We start from the raw sequence: 20,335 nt of genomic DNA on the forward strand, positions 1-20,335 counted from the left end.
AAATCTGATATTAACACTTCTGATGTTTACTTTTCAACCATAAAAAAGGCCGCTTCTTTCGAAACGGCCTTTACTTATTTATTGTAGTCTATATTACTTTGAAGCAAGTACTTCTTTGTTGGATGTTGACTTTCCATGTACATCTTCTTCTTTTCCTGTCTTAAGGAAATCATAAGCGATTGCAGATGCAATGAAGATGGATGAATATGTACCAAATCCGATACCGATAAGCATTGCGAACATAAATCCTCTCAGGTTATCACCACCGAAGATGAAGATCGCCAAGATCACAAGGATGGTTGTAAATGAGGTGTTAAATGTTCTACCTAACGTACTCGAGATAGAGTCATCAAATAATCCTGCCAATGTTAAAGATTTCTTCTCTCTTAAATATTCCCTGATTCTGTCAAAGATGATCACGGTATCGTTAATTGAGTACCCTAATACGGTAAGGATTGCTGCAATGAAATCCTGGTTGATCTCCATGTTAAACGGCATATATTTGTGAAGAAGCGAGTAAGCACCCAGAATAATTACCGCATCGTGGAACAATGCTGCCACCGCCCCAAGAGAGAACTGCCATTTTCTAAATCGTACAAGAATGTAGATGAAGATTCCGGCTAGAGCAGCTACAACTGCAAGGATACCGTGTGTTTTGATATCGTCTGCTACTGTAGGTCCTACTTTTTCAGAAGAAATAATTCCGGCATGATCTTTATCTGCAGATTTGAAATCTGTCAGGGTAATTCCAGCAGGAAGGTTTGATTTCAGTCCTTCATATAATTTTTGTTCAACAATCTGGTCAGCTTTTAAAGATTCATCTTCGATAAGGTAATCTGTAGAGATCTTTAACTGCTTATCATTTCCGAAAGTTTTAGCTTCTACGGAAGAATTTTTTCCGTCCTCAGTTTTGAAGATTTTTACCAGGTTTTCTTCAATATCATTAGCGTTAACTGTTTTATCAAACTTCACTACATAGTTTCTACCACCAGTGAAATCGATACCGAATTTAAATCCGTGAGTTACAATTGAAACAACACAAATAACCGTTAAAACAGCAGAGATAATATAAGCGTATTTTCTTTTTCCAATGAAATCGATCCAGGTATTTCTGAACAGGTTCTTTGTAGGAGCAGTCCAAACAGAAAGACCTTTTCCTTTATCCAGTCTGCTGAAGATCATTACTCTGGAAAGAAGTACTGATGTGAACAATGTCATTACAATACCAATCATCAATGTTAATGCAAAACCTTTGATAGGTCCTGTTCCGAAGAAGAATAACACAACGGCAGTCAATAATGTAGTCGTGTGACCATCAATAATCGCATTTAAAGCGTGTTTGAAACCATCTTTATAGGCTTCTAAGATGCTCTTTCCTGCAAATAGTTCTTCTTTAGTTCTTTCATAGATAATTACGTTGGTATCTACCGCCATGGCCATCGTAAGAACGATACCTGCAATACCAGGAAGGGTAAGCGTAAAGTCACCGGAATCCATAATTCCGAAGATATAGAATAAGTTGATGATCATTGCAATCACCGCATATACTCCGGCACCACCGTAATAGAAAATGATATAAACGATAATGATAAGGAATGCAATAGCAAATGAGATCATCCCTGCATTAATAGATTCCTGTCCTAAAGACGGACCTACCTGCGTAGCTTGAACCACTTTTGCACCAGCCGGTAATTTACCTGCTCCTAAAACGTCTACCAATTCTTTAGCTTCTTCCTGAGAGAAGTTACCAGAGATCTGAGTTCTTCCGTTTGGAATAGCCCCTACAACATTCGGAGCTGTATATACTCTGTTATCAAGAGTTACCGCTACAGGCTTCCCTACGTTTTTCTCTGTTAAAGTTTTCCATTCTTTAGCTCCTTTGGAATCCATCTGCATGTCTACCACTACTCTTCCAAGTTCGTCATAACTGATGCTGGCAGTCTCTACCGCACCGTCTACCGGAGCTTTTTGATTGATGTTACTTCTGATAGCATACAATACCAAATCATCAGGACTTGTAGCTTCAGGTTTGTAACCCCATATGAACTGTGTATATTTAATGTTAGCCGGACGTAAAGACTGAGCTACTTTGCTGTTTAATATTTTGTTTACAACAGCTGTATCAGATAGTTTTACGTTAGCTACCCCATTGCTTCTTAATTTGTCAAGCTGCAGAAGGTTCATGAAGTTAACATTCTTTTTAACTCCCATAGAATCTCCTTTTGCACTCACCATAGCTGTTAAATTCTGGAAATAAGGAGCGATTTCAGCAACCTGCTGTACTTCCCAGAACTGAAGTTTTGCTGAAGTCTGAAGCATCTTCTTTACTTTGTCGATGTCTTTCATACCCGGCATTTCTACTGAGATTCTGGCTGTACCAGGTACTCTCTGAACGTTAGGCTGGATAGCACCAAGCTTATCAATCCTTGTTCTGATTACCTCGAAAGCTGTACCTACAGAAAGATCAACTCTTCTTTTAATGATGCTTTTTACCTGATCATCAGAAGTATTGTATTTGATCTCAGACAGATTGGTGTTTCCAAAAAGTTCAGGATCAGCAAGTTTAAGGTTAGTTCCTTTTGCCTTGTTGATCACCTCAAACTGTTCGAAGAAATTGTCGATGTAAGGTTTTGTAGAATTTTTCTGAACCTCGTCAGTTTTGTTCAAAGCTTCAATAAGAACAGGATTGGTAGAATAATTGGTAAGATCATTCACCAGGTCTCTCTGGTTGATCTCCAATAGAACGTTGATCCCCCCTTTAAGGTCAAGACCAAGTTTCATTTCTTTGTCCTTTGCTTTTGAATAGTAAAGCTTTGTATAACCGAGATTAAGAGTATCTTCCTTGATCCGTTTGATCTCTTTCTCGTTCCCATTCGCAGCTTCAATCTGCGATTCAATTTTGCTGGCGTACCAGGTTGGCAACAGCTCGTTTAAGCATATCAGCCCTAGCACAATAGCAACAATTGTAATAAGTCCTTTTCCTTGCATTTTGTTATAACTACGTTAAATTAAGTCGGCAAATATAATGATTTTATTGATATTTTATGAATTTTTTAACAACAGAAATGGTTTATTTTCAGATATATCGGTGTTTTAATTTCTATTTAAGATTTAACAATTTTTTCACCGTATCATCATGAAATTTTCAAATTTTAATTGGTATAAAATTTTCATTCCTATATCAATACACTAAATATCAAAATATTATGAAAAAACTACTTTTTACGATGGGTATTTTTTCTTCTTTAATTATTAATTCTCAAAGTATTAATTTGGAAGAATTTGCATCTGGGCTTACCAGTCCCGTGGAAATTACCAACGCCGGAGACAGCCGTCTCTTCGTTGTACAACAGAATGGAATTATTAAGATCCTTCAGTCAAACGGCAGCGCTAATACAGCAGATTTCCTTAATATCAGCACCAAGGTTAACTTTAGCGGGGAAAGAGGTCTTCTGGGGCTTGCTTTTCATCCACAATATTCATCAAACGGATATTTTTTTGTCTATTATAACAATACCGCTGGAAATATAATTGTCGCCCGATATTCCGTAAACCCTACCAACCCTGATGTTGCCGATCCCGCTTCTGAAAAGATCCTTCTGAACATTCCCAAACCTTTCGACAATCATAATGGCGGGAGCATTCATTTTGCCCCTGACGGAAATCTCTGGATTGTTACCGGAGATGGAGGAAGCGGCGGAGATCCCAACAACAATTCCCAAAATAAAAACTCTCTCTTAGGAAAAATGTTGAGAATTGATGTGAATTCTACCGGCCCTTATAATATTCCTGCAGGAAATCCATTTGCCGGAGCTGGTGTAGACGGGGCTGATGAAATCTGGGCATACGGTCTCAGAAATGCATGGAAATGGTCTTTTGACCTCACTTCCGGAAATGTAATGATTGCCGATGTAGGCCAAGGCGCTATAGAAGAAATCAACAGGGTTCCGATCACACAGGCAGGTGTGAACTACGGCTGGCGATGCTACGAGGGCAATAATGCTTATAATACAGCTGGCTGTCCGGGAATGGCAACGATGACCTTTCCTGTTGCTGTTTATAATCACTCGGGAGGAAGGTGTTCCATTACCGGAGGCTATGTTTACAGAGGAAGCCAGTATCCTTCACTTCAGGGAAAATATTTCTTTGCAGACTACTGCTCTACTCAGATTGGTATCATGAGCACTGACAACTCCATTGTGTGGACCGCAGCAAGTTCTGGGAATAATTTTTCCACCTTCGGACAGGATTTTCAGAAAGAACTTTATGTAGCGGCCGTTACCAGCGGAAAAATCTTTAAAATCACAACAGGAACTTTAGCCATTGAAGAAACTGATAATTACAACCCTGTAAAAATTTATCCCAATCCTGCTTCTGAAAAAGTTTTCGTTGATGGTTTCAACGAAAAAAGACGTTCAGCAGATCTCATCAGCACCGAAGGAAGAATAGTTCTGGAGAATGCCAAAATTGAAAACGACGGCAGTATTAACATCACAGGGGTTCCCTCAGGGGCTTATTATCTGATCTTAAAATCCGGAGATATCAAATCTTACAGCCAGAAACTTATTGTTGAATGATTGATTAGGTGGGAAGATGGAGGCTGGGAAATGGAAGTTCCAAGAAGTCTGAAATATAAATTCCTGCATTATTATTCAGGAATTCCATAATCAACAGATAAAAATCCCCTACCTGATTATTTTTTAAAGCTGTAAAATTTCAGTCCCGGTTATATTTTTCCGGGGCTTTTTTATACAGATACCACACCATTGAAAAAATAGGAATAAGTATCAGGATTCTCACAGGAGTTGAAAACCTTTCCGTTTCATTTTCAAAAAGAAAATTGGGAAACATGGATACCAGAGCTATTGAGATTAAGAAAAAGACAATTTCAAATAAAGATAATTTATTGCCATGCTCATGTACCGGTTGAAATTTTCCACATAAAATCCAGAAGCCTGTAAAAAGGATAATAAACGGAAAGCTCCATATCCTGAATGTATCCCAGGCAATTGAATGCAAAACTAACGGTGATACCGATACCACGGCAAGGAGTAAAAGGATATAAATGTTTATTCTGCTGAACTTCTTATACACCATATACGCCATAAAAAGCAAAGGCACTCCATATTTGACGGTTCCTATGGAAAGAAAAACCCTCTTCAGAAAATAGGGAGCTTCACTTTTCAGATAACTTCCAAAACCTTCGGTATAAGCAGCTGCCACAGAATTAGCAACCCCTTTTTTAATTAATTCTGTATTCTTCAGATAGTTAAAGATAAGCTGACGGTTATCCTGCCCGTACAGTTCCTGATAAAGAGACACTGAAACGGTTGCAGCAACAGGTAGCAGTAAATAAAGTCCGATCTTTTTTAACAGACCTGAATTGAACGTCAGTTTGTTATCCTGAACTTCATTCACCAGCAATGCAAAAAGACAGACCGGGACCATCAGAACAAAAGAAACTTCATGGGCAACAATACAGAATACTGTAATCAATGAAGCCAGGATCATCTTTTTATGACCAATCAAATACACTGATAGTAAGGTCATCAGAAAAATAAGGTGATCAAAATAACCGATAAGATGCGCCGAAAGTATCATATACTGTGATAAAAAGAATATCACATAGAAAAGAACTTTCTCAATACTATAATTTTTCCAGGTATTTCTGACCGCAATACTCAATAGTGAGGCATATAACAAGAACAATATCACGGATGAGATAATCAGAATGTTGAATTCATTCTTCTCGAAAAAGAAACCAAACAGCTCTCCTATCAGACCTCTCTTGATGAATCCGAAACGGTAATCCATCAGCCAGTGTGCTATTGCCCATTTATTCGGAAGTCTTACCGTCTTAAAAAAACTGAAAGACAACGCAAACAGATATAAAAAAACAATAAGAAACTTCTGATTTCTGCTCATTAATTTTAGATGGTCATAGAGAAAATTCTGGTCTCCGGCTTATTTCGCATCATTCTAAGATCGAAAACCATCGCTACATTTCTTGTAAAAGCTCTTCCTTTTTCTGTAATTTTTATCTGATTGTTACTGATTTCCACCAATTCATCATTCTCCATTTCCTTCAGCATTTCCAGGGCATTATCCAATTCCGGGAAAGAGTTTCCGACATTAAAAGAAGTTTCAAGCTGGCACATCAGGTTAAGGATATGTCTTCTTACCGTAAGATCTTCTTCATTAAGGATATGGCCTTTTACCACAGGAATTTCACCTTCTTCCACGGTTTTCTGATATTCTTCCACCGTTTTTACATTCTGAGCAAATGCATACCATGAATCGGAGATGGCAGACATTCCTAATCCTACCATCAGCTGGGTATTGCTTGAGGTATAGCCCATAAAATTCCGGTGAAGTTTTTTATGGATCAGTGACTGGTACAGGTCATCATGTTCAAGGGAGAAATGGTCCATTCCCACTTCAATATAGCCCAGATCCTGAAGAAGTTTTTTACCATCTTCATACAGACGGCGTTTTTCTTCTCCACTTGGAAGGTCATTTTCATCAAAACCTCTCTGCCCTACTCCTTTCACCCATGGAACGTGAGCATAAGAATAAAAAGCCAATCGGTCCGGCTTCAGTTCCATTGTTTTTCGGATCGTATGCTCCATAGCCTCCCAGGTCTGATGGGGAAGTCCGAAAACAAGATCATGGCTGATTCCTCTGTAACCGATCTCTTTAGCCCATTCCGTAACATTTTTCACGTTTTCGAAAGGCTGGATTCTATTAATCGCTTTCTGTACTTTAGGATCATAATCCTGTACCCCGAAGCTTACCCTCCTAAATCCGAGATCATATAAGGTCTGAAGATGTTCTCTGGTTGTATTATTCGGATGTCCTTCAAAAGAAAACTCAGGATGTTCGGCAATATCTACGGTTTCAAAAATTCCTTCAAGCAATATTTTCAGATTCGCAGGAGAAAAAAATGTAGGTGTCCCCCCACCCAGGTGCAATTCTTTTAGTTTTGGCCTTTCTTTAAAAAGATCAAGATACAGTTTCCACTCTTTTAAAACACTTTCCAGATAGGGTGTTTCAACGCTATGCTGTTTGGTAATACGTTTGTGGCAGGCACAGAAGGTACATAATGCCTCACAAAAAGGTAAATGGATATAAATAGAAATTCCCTCCTCTGCATTGCTCTCATGAAAAGACCTGATGACACTTTCTTTCCATTTTTCAGGTGAAAATGTCGTTTCATCCCAATACGGAACGGTAGGGTAAGAAGTGTAACGAGGTCCGGGAATATTATATTTATCTATTAAAGAGTTCATCTTGAAAATTAAAATTTTATTGGAAGATGAAATTCAGCTTCATCAGATTCCATCCTGCAAAATTAACCATTACTGATGAATTTTAACCTATGAATTATATTAGGTTCTATTTTATAATGAATCTAAATACTCTCATAAAACCCTTCTGGCAGGCTAATAACAAACATTCCACCAAACCGGTTAATCATTCTGAAAAGAGGAAGTTATTTTCTATGATTACTATTTATAATTTCTTTAGAAAGAATCATCGTGAATTCAGGTTAAATCCCTGCTTAAAATTTCAACTTCATCAGCATAATCCTGCCATTCCCGGCAAATATGATGGAATTATCATCTACCCAGCTGCATACAAACAGTCCTTTTTCATCGGAAATCTTCTTCCATGTTTTCCCGAAGTCTGATGAATAACTGATATGCTGGTCTCCAACAGAGATGATTTCTTTTCCTTTTGATCCGGGCTTAATTTTCACACAGGTCGTATATCCTGCATTCTTCCCCGAAGCCTGAATCTTCCAGGTTTTTCCGGCATCATGGCTTGTCGCTATATTATTAACATTTTCAGTCTGCTTGGTATAATCTCCTCCTACAGCAACTCCAAACTGATCTTCAAAAAAATCGATTGAATACATTCCCTGTGCAGATTCTCCCTGTACAAAAGGGGTTTCAAAAACTTCTGCATTCTGATTTTTCAGATTTATTCTTAAAATCCTTGAAGCCTTCCCTCCTGTTGCAATCCATAGGAAATTTTTGGATGAAGCGATATTGGTGTTACTGGCAGCAAAGGCAGCTTCTCCAGCGTTCAGTTTCACATTATTTTTGAACATGCTCCACTTTCCGTTTCTGTATTCAGCAAGTTTCAGCATATTATCCGGATCTGAATCACTGAAAGTAAAAGCCAGTTGAGGATTTACAAAATGTAAAGCATCATAGAATGCCGTTTTTGTGGTATCCGTAAAGATAATCTGTGATTTAAGATCTTTTTTATCAATTTTAAAGAAGTAAGCCGGGCTTACAATATTGATTGCATAAAACGAATCTTTGTCCTGTGCCAGTGTTCTGAACTGAAGGTTTTTATCAGAAAGCTTAATCTGCTTCTGATTTTTATGATCCCTGAGATCTATATACCCGAATTTTGAATCCGTTCCGCTGTACCAGATTTTGTGATCATACAGTTCAAGTGCTCTTATACTGATTTTGTCTTCAAAAATTGTTTTAAAACTTTCAATCTGCTGGGCAAATGAACATATTCCCCAACACGATAATACAATGGAAAAAATCTTTTTCATAAGCATAAATAAAAAAACCGCCGAAGCGGTTTATGTGAATAATTAATCGATGTTTTTATACTTTTCAGGATTGTTAAGTTTACTGTTTGATTTTCCATAAAGGAAATAAATCAACCCTCCTAACAACAGCCATGCGGCGGAAAGCTCCAATGCATGAGCACTTAGACGCGAAATCAGAAATAAGTTAATAACCACTCCTAAAATCACTACGATCTGATAAGCCGGTACTTTAAAAGGTCTGATTAAATTAGGTTCTTTCTTTCTCATTACCCAAACAGCGATACAAACCAATGTAAACGCAAACAGGGTTCCAAAGCTTGTCATATCAGCCAATGTAGAAATTGGAGTAAATGCTGCAATAAGCGCCACTATAGTTCCTAATAGAATGATTCCTTTGTAAGGAGTTTTTGTTTTTGGGTGAAGCTCTCCAAAGAATCTAGGAATCAATCCGTCTTTTGCCATTCCAATGAAGATTCTGGACTGTCCCATCATCATTACCATTACTACAGAAATCAGTCCTACGGTAGCTGCAATGGTTACGATATTACTTGCCCAGTGTTTTCCTGCTATTTCAAAAGCGTAAGCCACTGGTGCTTTAATCGCATCCGGAAACTTTCCTTCAGGGTTAAAGTCTGTATAATGCATCATTCCTGTTAATACAAGAGATACACAGATATATAAAGCTGTACAGATTAATAATGAAGTGATAATAGCGAAAGGAACATCTTTTTTAGGATTAATCGCCTCTCCTGCCTGTGTAGAAACGGCATCAAAGCCAATATACGCAAAAAAGATAGCCGCTGCTCCGGAAATAATTCCCTGAATACCATAGGCTGAGACCATATCTCCTTCAGAGTTTTTGATTTTTATCTGATCGGGAATAAATGGCTTCCAGTTCTTCACTCCATCAGCTGCAGTATAAAGATCTGTGTTTGAAAAGATGATATAAACTCCGGCAATGATTACGAAAATAACAGCTGCTGTTTTCAATAATACAATCAGATTATTGGCTCCTGCTGCTTCTTTTGTCCCTTTTACCAGTAACGCGGTAATCAGTAAAACAAGAATGAATGCAGGAAGATTCATTGAAAACCCGTCTCCTGTATAACTGGCAGGATCAGAAGTAAGATAAGCGGGTAAATGTATCCCGAATATTTTCAAAAATTTGGTGAAATATCCTGACCAGCTCACGGAGACCGCCATACTTGCCATGGCATATTCCAGGATGAGACACCATCCCATAGCCCAGGCAAAAATTTCTCCTACCGTTCCATACGCATACGCATAGGCAGAACCTTCAACAGGAATAATAGACGCAAATTCTGCATAACATAATGCGGCGAAAACACAGGCTATACCTGCTATAATAAAAGAAATAGCCAATGCCGGCCCTGCGTGGTAATAAGCTCCGGTTCCGGTAAGAACAAAAATTCCACCGCCGATGATGGCACCTACTCCAATTGCTGTTAAACTCCATTTTCCAAGGACTTTCTTCAGCTCACTTTTCTGCATATCTGCCTCATAGGCACTTAGCGGCTTCTTAACCCAAATTTTAGACATGTTTTTTATTTATTAAGGATTTACGAAAATATAAAAATTTTACAAACCTTAACGTTTATTGATAAACTTTAATGATTTATTTTATAAAAAACCGCTTAAAAAACTGATTAGCACTTTATTTAAATTATTTCAGGAAGTGTTAATTTTTGTTTATTTTTGACCGCATGAATTTATATGATCTCTTTGTAAAGCCCTATGAAAATTATGATACTTTACAAATCATACTGGAAGCTTCAGGAACCGTTTTCGGTATTCTGAGCGTCTATTTCTCCATCAAAAAAAACATCTGGGTATACCCTACCGGTATTATTTCTACACTGATTTACGTATATATTCTTTTTAACTTCGGATTGCTGGGAGACTGTATGATTAATGTCTATTATACCGCCATGAGTATTTACGGCTGGATTTTATGGTCTAAAAACTCCGAAGATCACGTTCACGTGGAAGTTTCCTGGGCAACACAAAAGGAAAGAATGTTTGCAGGAATTCTTTTTGTCGTCAGCCTGGCATTGGTAACTCTTGTTTATTATTACAAACCTTATATTGACAATCATTTTTCTATGGAAGGAACCAGCCTGGGATTATATCATCTTGACTGGGCCAACTGGCTGGATGTAATCACAACTTCTATATTTTTGGTGGGAATGTGGTTTATGGCTAAACAGCGCATTGAAAACTGGTTTTTCTGGATCATCGGAGATTTTATTTGCATCCCTATGATGATTTTTAAGGAGCTTGGTATCACTTCGGTTCAATATTTGGTATTTACAATAATGGCTATCTTAGGATACCTTAACTGGAAAAAAAATTTAAAAGAAAAAGTACAATTAAAGTCATGAAAAATTTATTTAAAATAGCACTAAGTCTTACCATTATTGTTGGTTTATCATCATGTCTGGCCTATTCTGACGGGTATGCCAATAACGGATATGGAGACCCTTATTATAACAACGGATATTATTATGCTCCATCCGGATATTACGGCAATGGTGGTTATTATGGTAATGACGGCTATTATTACAGAAACGACATCAACTATTATTATGATAACGGAGCTCCTTATTATTACTACAATTACAACAACAGCAGAAGAAAAGTATATGTGGAAAGAAGAAATAATGGCGCGGTAACTTCACAAAGACCGAATAACGGGTTTAGAGGTGAGCCAACCGGAAGCGGTAATAACAACGGCATCAGAAACAGTAACACCGGAGGGTTCAGAAATTCTTCAGGTAATCAGAATAACAATAATTACCAGAACAATCAGGGAACCAGAAATACCGGGGGATTCAGAAACTCTTCAGGTACACAGAATAATAACAATTCCCAGAACAACCAGGGAACCAGAAATACCGGAGGATTCAGAAATACGCAACAGTATAATAATCAGAATCAAAACCAAAATCAAAACCAGAATGGAGGGTTCAGAAATGATTCCAGTGGCGGTTTCAGAAACAGTTCAGGTTCTCAGAATACAACTCCACCAAGCACAGGTACTACCAGACAGTCGGGCGGATTTAGATAAAACGATTATAAATAACACAACGGGCAGTTTTCACTGTCCGTTTTTCGTTTAAAATATATTAATTTTGCTCGTTAAATTTAGATTAAAAAGAATATGGAATTTTATAAATACCAAGGAACCGGAAATGATTTTGTGATGATAGACAACCGTGATCTGCAATTCCCTAAAAATAAAGATATCATTGAAAAGTTATGTGACCGACGTTTCGGAATTGGCGCAGACGGACTTATTCTCCTTGAAAATGATGATCAGTATGATTTCAAGATGGTTTATTATAATTCGGACGGCGGTGAAAGTACGATGTGTGGAAACGGCGGAAGATGCCTGGTTGCCTTTGCTTTTTTTCTTGACATTTTCGAAGATAAATGCAAGTTCATTGCAATAGATGGTGAACATGAAGCTGAAATCCACAACGGCATCATTAAATTAAAAATGATTGATGTAAACACAGTTTCCAATGATGGTGAAGATACGGTAATGAATACAGGATCTCCTCACTATGTAAAATATGTAGAGGATTTGGTTAATTACAATGTTTTTGCAGAAGGAAATGGTATCCGGAATTCAGAAAATTATAAAGAAAAAGGGATCAATGTGAATTTTGTAGAAAAAATTACGGATGATGAAATCTTCGTAAGAACCTATGAACGAGGCGTTGAGGATGAAACTTACAGCTGCGGAACAGGAGTTACGGCTTCGGCTTTAACTTTTCTGCAGAAAAACAATCTAATCTCTGTAAAAGTTAAAACTTTGGGTGGAAATCTTAAGGTACATGCTGAGAAAAATGGAAGTTCTTTCCAAAATATCTGGCTGGAAGGTCCCGCAAAGCAGGTTTTTAGAGGTAAAGTAGATCTTATTTAAAAACAAAAAACTTTTAATCAACATTTTATAATAATGAAAAAAACAGTTCTCATTATCGTTCTGCTGATATTGGCAGCAGCAGGATATTTTGGTTTGAGATTTTATAATACCTATTATGGAAACAACGTTGTGAAAGACGGCTATGTGCTGATTCCTCATAAAGCAAGTTTTAAGCAGGTGCTTGACTCTGTTGCTCCGTATGTAAAAAATAAAGAAGCTTTTGAAACGGTAGCCAAAGACAAAGGATTGGATAAATATTTTAAACCCGGCCGCTATCATTTTGAGGAAGGAGCAGGAAATACCAACCTTGTTAATATGATTAAAGCAGGAAATCAGACGGCCAACAGTTTCAGAATCGGAGATTTCGGAGACATGTACCAGATGATCGGAAAGGTAACGAAGAAAACAGAACTGGATTCTTTACATTTTGTAAATGACCTGAATGAAATTGCTGTTGAAAAAGGCTATAAAAATGCTGAAGATCTGAAGAAATATTTTTTCATTGATACCTATAATTTTTTCTGGACAGTAAGCCCAAGAGAATTCTTCAAGAAGTTTGATGAGCAATATCAGAATTTCTGGACCAGCGAAAGACAAAACAAAGAGCAACAGTCCGGATTGACAAGAGATCAGATTTATGCATTGGCATCCATTGTTTATAAGGAATCCGGAGGTAAAAAAGACGAAATGAAAACCATTGCAGGACTTTACCTGAACCGTTACCGAAAAGGGATGAAACTTCAGTCTGATCCAACTGTAATTTATGCGATTAACAAGCAGACGAATTTCAAGGAGCCGATTAAAAGAGTTCTGTATAAGCACTTATCTACTCCATCACCTTATAATACCTATGCGAATGCAGGAATTCCTCCGGGACCAATCTGCGTAGTGGATAAAAACTCTGTAGATGCGGTTTTAGAAGCAGAAAGCAATAATTATATTTTTATGTGTGCAGATCCTGCAAGATTCGGATATCACAAATTTACAGCAAGTGCTGAAGAACATGCGGTTAACGCAAAAGCCTATCAGGACTGGCTGAATTCAAAAAATATCAAATAGAAAATAATTTTAACTTTATTTTAACAACTCAATAACTAACATTTAGGACTTAAATAATACTTATACACTATAAATAATAAACAAATCGTAATATCATGAAATCAAATCCAATTAACGATTTCACAATATTAAGAGATATACTTTCACGATTTTACACAAAAACTAACTTATGAATCAGACGGAAATTGTCAGTATTTTCACCAAAAAAACTTTAGCGCTTACTTTTGTGCTTTCGGCTGCAGCTATGGCCTTTGCACAGGAAAAAGCAGGGGTTTCAGGAACGGTTGTCAACAAAAACAATCAGCCGGTTCCTTACGCTTCTGTGACGTTCAGCAACAAAGCTAACAAAACGTTAAGTGATGCAGTACTGACCGATGAAAAAGGACAGTATAAACTAGAGCTTGTCCCTGGAAATTATGATATTACAGTAGAAGCTATCGATTACAAGAAAAGCACAGTTAACAAAAGCATTACAGGCCCCGGAAATATCGGAGCTTTATCCATACAGCCGGAAGCTACGACTACACTGGATGGGAAAACACAGGAGATCCAGGGAGTTGTCATCACTGCAGCAGCTACAAAGGCTTATAAAGTAGAACTGGACAAGAAGACCTACGACCCATCTCAGGATATCGTAAGTAAAGGAGGGAATCTTCAGGATGTACTTTCCAACGTCCCTTCTGTTTCTGTAGATACCGATGGTACCGTTTCTATGAGAGGAAGTTCCAATGTGAAATTTTTGATCAATGGTAAGCCTTCTGCCCTTTTAGGAATTGATGACGGTGCTAATGCTCTTCAGAGTATTCCTGCTGATCAGATTGAAAGAATTGAAGTAATCACCAACCCTTCTTCTAAGTTTGAAGCCAGTGGAACTTCAGGTATTTTAAATATCATTCTTAAAAAGAATAAAAAAATAGGTTTCAACGGAAGCGTGATCGGAACTTTAGGTTATCTTCCGAGAACTGCGCTTAACACTAATTTAAGCTGGAGAAAAAATAACTGGACGTGGTTCCTGAACGGCGGCGGCGGTTATTCTGAAAACAAGAGTAAAAACGACACGGAAACCACTTACAACAATATTGTATTTCCTGATGTAGATCCAACAGCTAATCCGTTTGTGCAGCCAAGAGATGTACCGACTTACCAGCTTCAGAACTCAAGAAATAAAAGCTATAACAAAAATTATAACGCAAGTGCCGGTTTTGTATATGACATTTCAGATAAAACATCCCTTAACTTTTCGGGAGTTGTAAGAACATTTGAAAGTGATAACAGTGAACTTCTGGATACCTACAACAGCTTTTACAGGTACAATAAGACTCAGGGAGCATGGAACCTGCTTAACCCTTTCGGACAAAGAGATTCTGAAGGAAGAAGTACCAACCTTGCTTTTCAGGGAGATCTAGGATTGGATCATAAATTTGACGACAAAGGACAGAATTTATCCGTATCGTTAAGTGTACAGCGAAACAGAAGCGTTAACAATTCCAATATTCTTGAAACGGAAGATGCAGCTTTCGTTCAGCAGGATATTACCCGCAGATATTCTGTCAATAAAACCATTATCGGAAAGGCAGATTATGAGCTTCCTATTGGCGAGCAGTCTAAGCTTGAGGCTGGATACAGAATAGATGTGAATAACAATGATTATGACAATACAGTAAACAGTACTTCCAATAATCCGTTTATTCTTGATTATAACAATAACACGAATTATCGTGAAATGTTCAATGCCTTCTATTTACAGTTTAAAAGCAAGGTTGGAGAAAAGTTTGCTTATCAGTTAGGATTAAGAGATGAACTTTCGAATGTAAAGATTGATTATGTAAACCAGAATCCAGCCAAGCCTGCTTTGAATAAAACTAAAAATTACAACAACCTATTCCCGAGTATATTTTTAAGTTATGATATTTCAAAGAACAATCAGATTTTATTGAATTATTCACGTAGAATTGACAGGCCAAGATCGTTCTTTATGGTTCCTTTCCCGAACTACAGCAACAGTCAGAATGTTTTTGAAGGAAACATTGATCTGAATCCATCGTATGTAGATTCATATGAAGTAGGTTATAACATTACAAGAAAGAAATTTACCGTTAACCCTACCCTTTACTACAGACATGCAACGGATGATACTAAAATGCTTGTCTACAGACCAGATGAAAGCCAGAGTGTTTTCTATACCAAGCCGATTAACCTTGGAAATGATGACCGTTATGGTTTAGATCTGAATTTCACTTACGATCCTTTCTCATGGTTAAAAATTATGGGTAGTTTAGACATGTTCGGATATAAAACAACCGGTATTGCCTATTATGATACAAAAGATCCAGAAGGGAATACGAAAACAGGATCGATGAATTTCACTGGTGATGGTTTCTCTACAAGAGCCCGTCTTAATACCACGTTTAAGATTGATAAAACATTAAGTGTACAGCTTCAAGGGTTTTACAGAGGAGCTCAGAAAACAGCCAACCAGAACACAGAAGATATGTATGCGCTGAATCTGGGTGCTTCCAAAACGATCTGGAAAGGCGACGGAACCATCTCTTTCAATATTCAGGATATTTTCAATACCAGAAACAGAGAGGTGCTAAGCTTCAACAGCGATTATTCCCGCCGAAACTATATGCAATGGCAGCCGAGACAGTTCTCTATTGCTTTAACTTACCGTTTCAAACAAGGTGAAAAAATAGAACAGCCTAAGAAGAAAAAAGACATCAACGCCAATGAATCCGGCGACGACCAGCAAGGAGGTCCTATGTAATCATAAAAAATCCCGAAAATTAAATTTTCGGGATTTTTTTATTTTACAGTTTCAGTCTGTTCAAATTTTTCTTTTTCTGCCTCGTAAATTCTTCTTCTCAGGTCGCTTGTGGAAAATCTGTGATCTCTTTTATTGTAAAAGATTTCTATTCCTTTTTCCTCACAATACTGTTTACCTGTAAAGTCTCTGTCCATGTAGTCATCACCAATGATTCTTACATCAATTACAAAAGATTTCAGGATATCCAGCAGGTCTTCTTCAGTGTAATAAGGGATAATTTCGTCAACAGCATTCACTGCTTTTAACTGAATGTACCTTTCTACGATCGTCTGGCTTGGTCTGTTTTTATTCGGTCTGTCGTGGGACGGATCAATCTGGAGACCTACGATTAAATAATCACATACTGTTTTGGCTTCTTCAAGCATTTTAATATGCCCTGCGTGCAACAGGTCAAATGACGAAAAAGTAATGCCTATTCTTTGTGTCTTCATATTGTTTTAAATTAAAATTGCCCTGAAATAAACGTTCTTTTAAAAGGATAAAAGACCGGTGATTCAGGGAAAATATGTTGTAATTCGTTTTTATATTCTTTTTTAAATTCTTCTTTCAGCTCATCAGGAAGTTTCTCTATATACGGAATCATTGCTGTTCCTGAGGCCCAGGTAAATACAGCATCAGCATTTTCAAGAACATGAGGAAACACCTTTTCGAAAACTGTGATCTCTTTTCCTTTATTCTCGAATAAAATTTTAGCGTAATCTTCAATCTTTAAAACCGTATACTCTCTCTGCCATGAGCTATAAGCCGTTTTATAGGGTTCTTTTTCAGCTACCTTTCTCAACAGCTGATGAACGATATATTCATGATTGGAAGGAATCTGCACGGCAAGCTGTCCTCCTGCTTTTATTTTACTGATAATCCTTGGAAAAAGCTCTTTATGGTTGCTGCACCATTGAATGGCTGCATTGGAAATAATAAGATCGAAAGTATCGGGTAGACTCAGTTGGTCTTCAATTGACCTCTGCTCAAAATGAAGCCGGCTTGTTTTATAATGAGCTGCTTTTTCAAGCATTTCTGCAGAAGAATCAATTCCTACAACTTTAGAATCTTCCAAATAGTCCAACAGTTTAGAAGTCAGCTCTCCTGTTCCGCATCCCAGATCTATAACAGAAAGATCTGTTTTTGATTTCACGAGCTTCAGCAGGTCAAAAAAAGGGGCTGAACGCTCTTCTTTGAATTGGTCGTATATTTCGGGATTCCAAGCCATGATATAAGTGTTTTTTAGTTATTTCTGGACTGAAGGTATTTCTGCCATTCCCAGGTTGTTCTTAAAGACTCTTCCAGTGAAGTTTCGGACTTCCAGAGAAGATCTTTTTCAGCTTTGTCTGCATTGGCATACGCTATAGTAATATCTCCTTCTCTTCTCGGACAGATTTGGTAAGGAACTTCTACGTTGTTTGCTCTTTCAAAAGCCTTCACAATCTCCAATACAGAAGAGCCTTTTCCTGTTCCCAGATTATAAATATCAATCAACGTTTCATCATTAGCACTTTGCATCAGCTTTTTAAGTGCATTTACGTGAGCCTTTGCAAGATCAACGACGTAAATATAATCACGAACCGCTGTACCGTCTTCTGTATCATAATCATCACCCCAGATGCTTAGCTTTTCACGGATTCCGGCTGCGGTCTGTGTTACATAAGGGACCAGATTGTTCGGAACTCCGATAGGCAGCTCGCCTAATATGCCTGAAGGGTGTGCTCCAATTGGATTGAAATATCTTAGCAACGAGATTTTTCGGTGATAAGCTTTTGCAAAATCAATTAGGATTTCTTCTCCCATCTGCTTGGTCTTCCCATAGACACTTTCAGGAAGTTTTAATGGAGTGTTTTCATCGATCGGCATTTTTTCAGCCTGTCCGTACACCGTACATGAAGAACTGAAAATGAAGTTTGAAATCCCTCTCTCTTTAAACTCCTGAAGAATATTAATCAGGGAGAATAAATTATTTTCATAATAATCTACAGGTTTCAGCTGGCTCTCTCCTACTGCTTTTGAAGCAGCAAAATTGATACAGCCATCTATTTTATGAGCATCAAAAACCTGGGTAAGAAGCTCTCTGCGTCTTAAATCAAAGGGATAGAAAACAGGTTTTTTCCCTGTAATTTCTTCAATATTATTTAAAATAAACCTTTCCGAATTGGAAAGATCATCAACAATAACAACCTCAAAGCCATTATTGATCAGTTCTACTACTGTGTGGGAACCAATATATCCCAGTCCGCCTGTAACAAGTACCGCCATTTTTTAGTAATAATTTTTTTTATTCTTTATGTTGTCCTATAAGATCAATACCTTCATATTGCGTACCCTTATATTTAAATTTATTGATTAATATAATTAGAAATATAAAACTGCCAATAATTCCGGAGTATTAAATGATCTGATGATGAAACACTTTTATACACATCACCAAATTTCTGAAAAATCAATGATATTGAAAGGATGACAATGAGAAAGCCATAATATATGTTCAGAAACATTACGCTTTTTGAATATTTTATTAAAACCATTACGATCGTTGCACAAGCTAATAAAAGAATAAATCCTCCCAAAAACAATACAAAATAAGCAATGGACGAAGCATCATCTTTCTCATTTATGAAAAGGTTATAAGTATCAAAAGTTCCGAAACCAAACAATAATAATATTAAAAAATTAAATACTGTTACAGTAGCTGTTACTCCTCTATATCTGAATAACCTCCTTTTCATCATTTCATTGCACTATTTCATAAACTCAAGCACCGCATCTGTAATATACTTCAGCTGCTCTTCGTCTAATTCTGTATGCATCGGTAAAGAGATCACCTGATCCAAAAGCTTGTCTGTATTTACAAAATCGGCATCATTGCTTTCCTGATAATACGCTTTCTGCTTTCTTAATGCTACCGGATAGTAGATCATGGCAGGGATTTCTTTTTCAGTCAGAAACTTCTGAAGTTCGTTACGTTTTCCGTTCAGAATTCTCAACGTATACTGATGGAATACGTGGGTAGAGCTTTCTGATCTTTGCGGGGTAAGAATATTTTCATGTCCTGCAAAGGCTTCGTCATAATAATCTGCAGCTCTTCTTCTCGCCTCGTTGTAAGAATCCAGATGAGGAAGTTTCTTTCTTAAAACAGCTGCCTGAATGCTGTCTAATCTTGAGTTCACCCCAACCTCATCATGGTAATATCTTTCATACATTCCATGGTTTACAATTCCTCTTAAACGGTGTGCCAGTTCGTCGTTGTTGGTAAAGATCGCGCCTCCGTCTCCATAGCATCCTAAGTTTTTAGAAGGGAAGAATGAAGTTGTACCAACAGTCGCCATGGTTCCTGCATACTTTTCAGTACCATCTGAAAAAGTATATTGTGCACCGATCGCCTGTGCGTTGTCTTCAATTACATAAAGGTTATGCTCTTCAGCAATCTTTAAAATTTCTTCCATATTCGCGCACTGCCCGAAAATATGAACAGGAATGATTGCTTTTGTTCTTGGCGTGATCGCCTTTTTGATTTCCTCTGTTGAAATCGTGAATGTATCGTAATCTACATCTACCAAAACTGATTTCAGTTTCAGCAAATGAATAACTTCTACTGTTGCGGCAAAAGTAAAATCTGCAGTGATCACTTCGTCTCCTTCTTTCAGGTCCAAAGCCATCAATGCAATCTGCAAAGCATCTGTCCCGTTTGCACAAGGGATCACATGTTTTACGTCTAAATAAGATTCCAATTCATTCTGGAAAGACTTTACCTCAGGCCCGTTGATAAAAGCCGCTGAATCCATTACATTTAAAACCGCATTATCTACATCATTCTTTATTTTGTAATACTGACTTTGCAAGTCAACCATCTGAATTTTTTTCATAAACAAATATTTCTGTAAAAATAAGGAATTTAATATCCTATCAAAAATTTTATTGATTTTGTTTTATCTTTATA

At 37.4% G+C, this 20,335-nt stretch carries 15 protein-coding genes; 6 read left to right on the top strand and 9 right to left on the bottom strand.

Annotated features, from left to right (window positions below; all coding sequences use genetic code 11):
• Positions 1–93: 93 nt before the first annotated feature.
• The gene (secD, locus tag J2Y40_RS05470) at positions 94–2,988 is read right to left on the bottom strand and encodes a protein translocase subunit SecD (RefSeq protein ID WP_153391323.1); all 2,895 of its coding nucleotides are present in this window, start codon (positions 2,986–2,988) and stop codon (positions 94–96) included.
• Positions 2,989–3,206: 218 nt separating this feature from the next.
• Between secD and J2Y40_RS05475 the strand changes: the two genes are divergently transcribed.
• Entirely contained in the window at positions 3,207–4,577 is a 1,371-nt protein-coding gene (locus tag J2Y40_RS05475) for a PQQ-dependent sugar dehydrogenase (protein ID WP_309997641.1), read from the top strand.
• 139 nt (positions 4,578–4,716) lie between these two features.
• Here J2Y40_RS05475 and J2Y40_RS05480 read toward each other — a convergent pair whose 3' ends face one another.
• The 4 genes from J2Y40_RS05480 to J2Y40_RS05495 all read right to left on the bottom strand — a co-directional run bounded on the left by J2Y40_RS05480 (position 4,717) and on the right by J2Y40_RS05495 (position 10,135).
• Entirely contained in the window at positions 4,717–5,925 is a 1,209-nt protein-coding gene (locus J2Y40_RS05480; RefSeq protein ID WP_153391319.1) for a hypothetical protein, read from the bottom strand.
• A 5-nt stretch (positions 5,926–5,930) separates the two neighbouring features.
• Positions 5,931–7,289 (bottom strand): oxygen-independent coproporphyrinogen III oxidase, encoded by a 1,359-nt coding sequence (gene hemN, locus J2Y40_RS05485; RefSeq protein ID WP_153391317.1) that lies wholly within the window; start codon positions 7,287–7,289, stop codon positions 5,931–5,933.
• A 272-nt stretch (positions 7,290–7,561) separates the two neighbouring features.
• Positions 7,562–8,575: a glycosyl hydrolase gene (locus J2Y40_RS05490; RefSeq protein ID WP_309997643.1), complete on the bottom strand. Its 1,014-nt coding sequence runs from the start codon at positions 8,573–8,575 to the stop codon at positions 7,562–7,564.
• Positions 8,576–8,617: 42 nt separating this feature from the next.
• The gene (locus tag J2Y40_RS05495; RefSeq protein ID WP_153391314.1) at positions 8,618–10,135 is read right to left on the bottom strand and encodes an amino acid permease; all 1,518 of its coding nucleotides are present in this window, start codon (positions 10,133–10,135) and stop codon (positions 8,618–8,620) included.
• Positions 10,136–10,299: 164 nt separating this feature from the next.
• Here J2Y40_RS05495 and pnuC point away from each other — a divergent pair, with 164 nt between their 5' ends.
• The 5 genes from pnuC (at position 10,300) to J2Y40_RS05520 (ending at position 16,350) form a co-directional block, all read left to right on the top strand.
• A complete protein-coding gene (gene pnuC / locus J2Y40_RS05500) occupies positions 10,300–10,977 on the top strand; it encodes a nicotinamide riboside transporter PnuC (RefSeq protein WP_153391312.1) in 678 nt (225 codons plus the stop codon).
• The gene (locus tag J2Y40_RS05505) at positions 10,974–11,663 is read left to right on the top strand and encodes a hypothetical protein (protein ID WP_309997646.1); all 690 of its coding nucleotides are present in this window, start codon (positions 10,974–10,976) and stop codon (positions 11,661–11,663) included. Before pnuC ends, J2Y40_RS05505 begins: the two co-directional genes overlap by 4 nt.
• Positions 11,664–11,756: 93 nt before the next feature.
• Positions 11,757–12,524: a diaminopimelate epimerase gene (dapF, locus tag J2Y40_RS05510; protein WP_309997648.1), complete on the top strand. Its 768-nt coding sequence runs from the start codon at positions 11,757–11,759 to the stop codon at positions 12,522–12,524.
• Positions 12,525–12,557: 33 nt separating this feature from the next.
• Complete coding sequence (gene mltG / locus J2Y40_RS05515; RefSeq protein ID WP_153391306.1) at positions 12,558–13,583, top strand: endolytic transglycosylase MltG; 1,026 nt, start codon at positions 12,558–12,560, stop codon at positions 13,581–13,583.
• A gap of 169 nt (positions 13,584–13,752) precedes the next feature.
• Positions 13,753–16,350 (top strand): TonB-dependent receptor domain-containing protein, encoded by a 2,598-nt coding sequence (locus J2Y40_RS05520; protein WP_153391304.1) that lies wholly within the window; start codon positions 13,753–13,755, stop codon positions 16,348–16,350.
• 38 nt (positions 16,351–16,388) lie between these two features.
• Here the strand turns inward: J2Y40_RS05520 and J2Y40_RS05525 are convergent, their stop codons facing one another.
• The 4 genes from J2Y40_RS05525 to J2Y40_RS05540 all read right to left on the bottom strand — a co-directional run bounded on the left by J2Y40_RS05525 (position 16,389) and on the right by J2Y40_RS05540 (position 20,261).
• Complete coding sequence (locus J2Y40_RS05525) at positions 16,389–16,841, bottom strand: adenylyltransferase/cytidyltransferase family protein (protein ID WP_153391302.1); 453 nt, start codon at positions 16,839–16,841, stop codon at positions 16,389–16,391.
• Positions 16,842–16,852: 11 nt separating this feature from the next.
• Positions 16,853–17,617, bottom strand: a complete 765-nt coding sequence (locus tag J2Y40_RS05530) for a methyltransferase domain-containing protein (protein ID WP_309997652.1) — start codon at positions 17,615–17,617, stop codon at positions 16,853–16,855.
• 14 nt (positions 17,618–17,631) lie between these two features.
• The gene (gene galE / locus J2Y40_RS05535) at positions 17,632–18,654 is read right to left on the bottom strand and encodes a UDP-glucose 4-epimerase GalE (protein ID WP_153391298.1); all 1,023 of its coding nucleotides are present in this window, start codon (positions 18,652–18,654) and stop codon (positions 17,632–17,634) included.
• Positions 18,655–19,136: 482 nt separating this feature from the next.
• Complete coding sequence (locus J2Y40_RS05540) at positions 19,137–20,261, bottom strand: DegT/DnrJ/EryC1/StrS aminotransferase family protein (protein ID WP_153391296.1); 1,125 nt, start codon at positions 20,259–20,261, stop codon at positions 19,137–19,139.
• Between the last annotated feature and the right edge of the window lie 74 nt (positions 20,262–20,335).

It is taken from the genome of Chryseobacterium sp. 2987, assembly GCF_031456375.1.
Taxonomy (GTDB): domain Bacteria; phylum Bacteroidota; class Bacteroidia; order Flavobacteriales; family Weeksellaceae; genus Chryseobacterium; species Chryseobacterium vaccae.

What these genes read in the sequence shown, in the direction of transcription:
- galE (WP_153391298.1), bottom strand. Translation starts at nt 18,654, where the DNA reads ATGGCGGTACTTGTTACAGGCGGACTGGGATATATTGGTTCCCACACA.
- J2Y40_RS05530 (WP_309997652.1), bottom strand. Translation starts at nt 17,617, where the DNA reads ATGGCTTGGAATCCCGAAATATACGACCAATTCAAAGAAGAGCGTTCA.
- mltG (WP_153391306.1), top strand. Translation starts at nt 12,558, where the DNA reads ATGAAAAAAACAGTTCTCATTATCGTTCTGCTGATATTGGCAGCAGCA.
- pnuC (WP_153391312.1), top strand. Translation starts at nt 10,300, where the DNA reads ATGAATTTATATGATCTCTTTGTAAAGCCCTATGAAAATTATGATACT.
- J2Y40_RS05490 (WP_309997643.1), bottom strand. Translation starts at nt 8,575, where the DNA reads ATGAAAAAGATTTTTTCCATTGTATTATCGTGTTGGGGAATATGTTCA.
- J2Y40_RS05495 (WP_153391314.1), bottom strand. Translation starts at nt 10,135, where the DNA reads ATGTCTAAAATTTGGGTTAAGAAGCCGCTAAGTGCCTATGAGGCAGAT.
- secD (WP_153391323.1), bottom strand. Translation starts at nt 2,988, where the DNA reads ATGCAAGGAAAAGGACTTATTACAATTGTTGCTATTGTGCTAGGGCTG.
- J2Y40_RS05520 (WP_153391304.1), top strand. Translation starts at nt 13,753, where the DNA reads ATGAATCAGACGGAAATTGTCAGTATTTTCACCAAAAAAACTTTAGCG.
- dapF (WP_309997648.1), top strand. Translation starts at nt 11,757, where the DNA reads ATGGAATTTTATAAATACCAAGGAACCGGAAATGATTTTGTGATGATA.
- J2Y40_RS05525 (WP_153391302.1), bottom strand. Translation starts at nt 16,841, where the DNA reads ATGAAGACACAAAGAATAGGCATTACTTTTTCGTCATTTGACCTGTTG.
- J2Y40_RS05505 (WP_309997646.1), top strand. Translation starts at nt 10,974, where the DNA reads ATGAAAAATTTATTTAAAATAGCACTAAGTCTTACCATTATTGTTGGT.
- J2Y40_RS05480 (WP_153391319.1), bottom strand. Translation starts at nt 5,925, where the DNA reads ATGAGCAGAAATCAGAAGTTTCTTATTGTTTTTTTATATCTGTTTGCG.
- J2Y40_RS05540 (WP_153391296.1), bottom strand. Translation starts at nt 20,261, where the DNA reads ATGAAAAAAATTCAGATGGTTGACTTGCAAAGTCAGTATTACAAAATA.
- J2Y40_RS05475 (WP_309997641.1), top strand. Translation starts at nt 3,207, where the DNA reads ATGAAAAAACTACTTTTTACGATGGGTATTTTTTCTTCTTTAATTATT.
- hemN (WP_153391317.1), bottom strand. Translation starts at nt 7,289, where the DNA reads ATGAACTCTTTAATAGATAAATATAATATTCCCGGACCTCGTTACACT.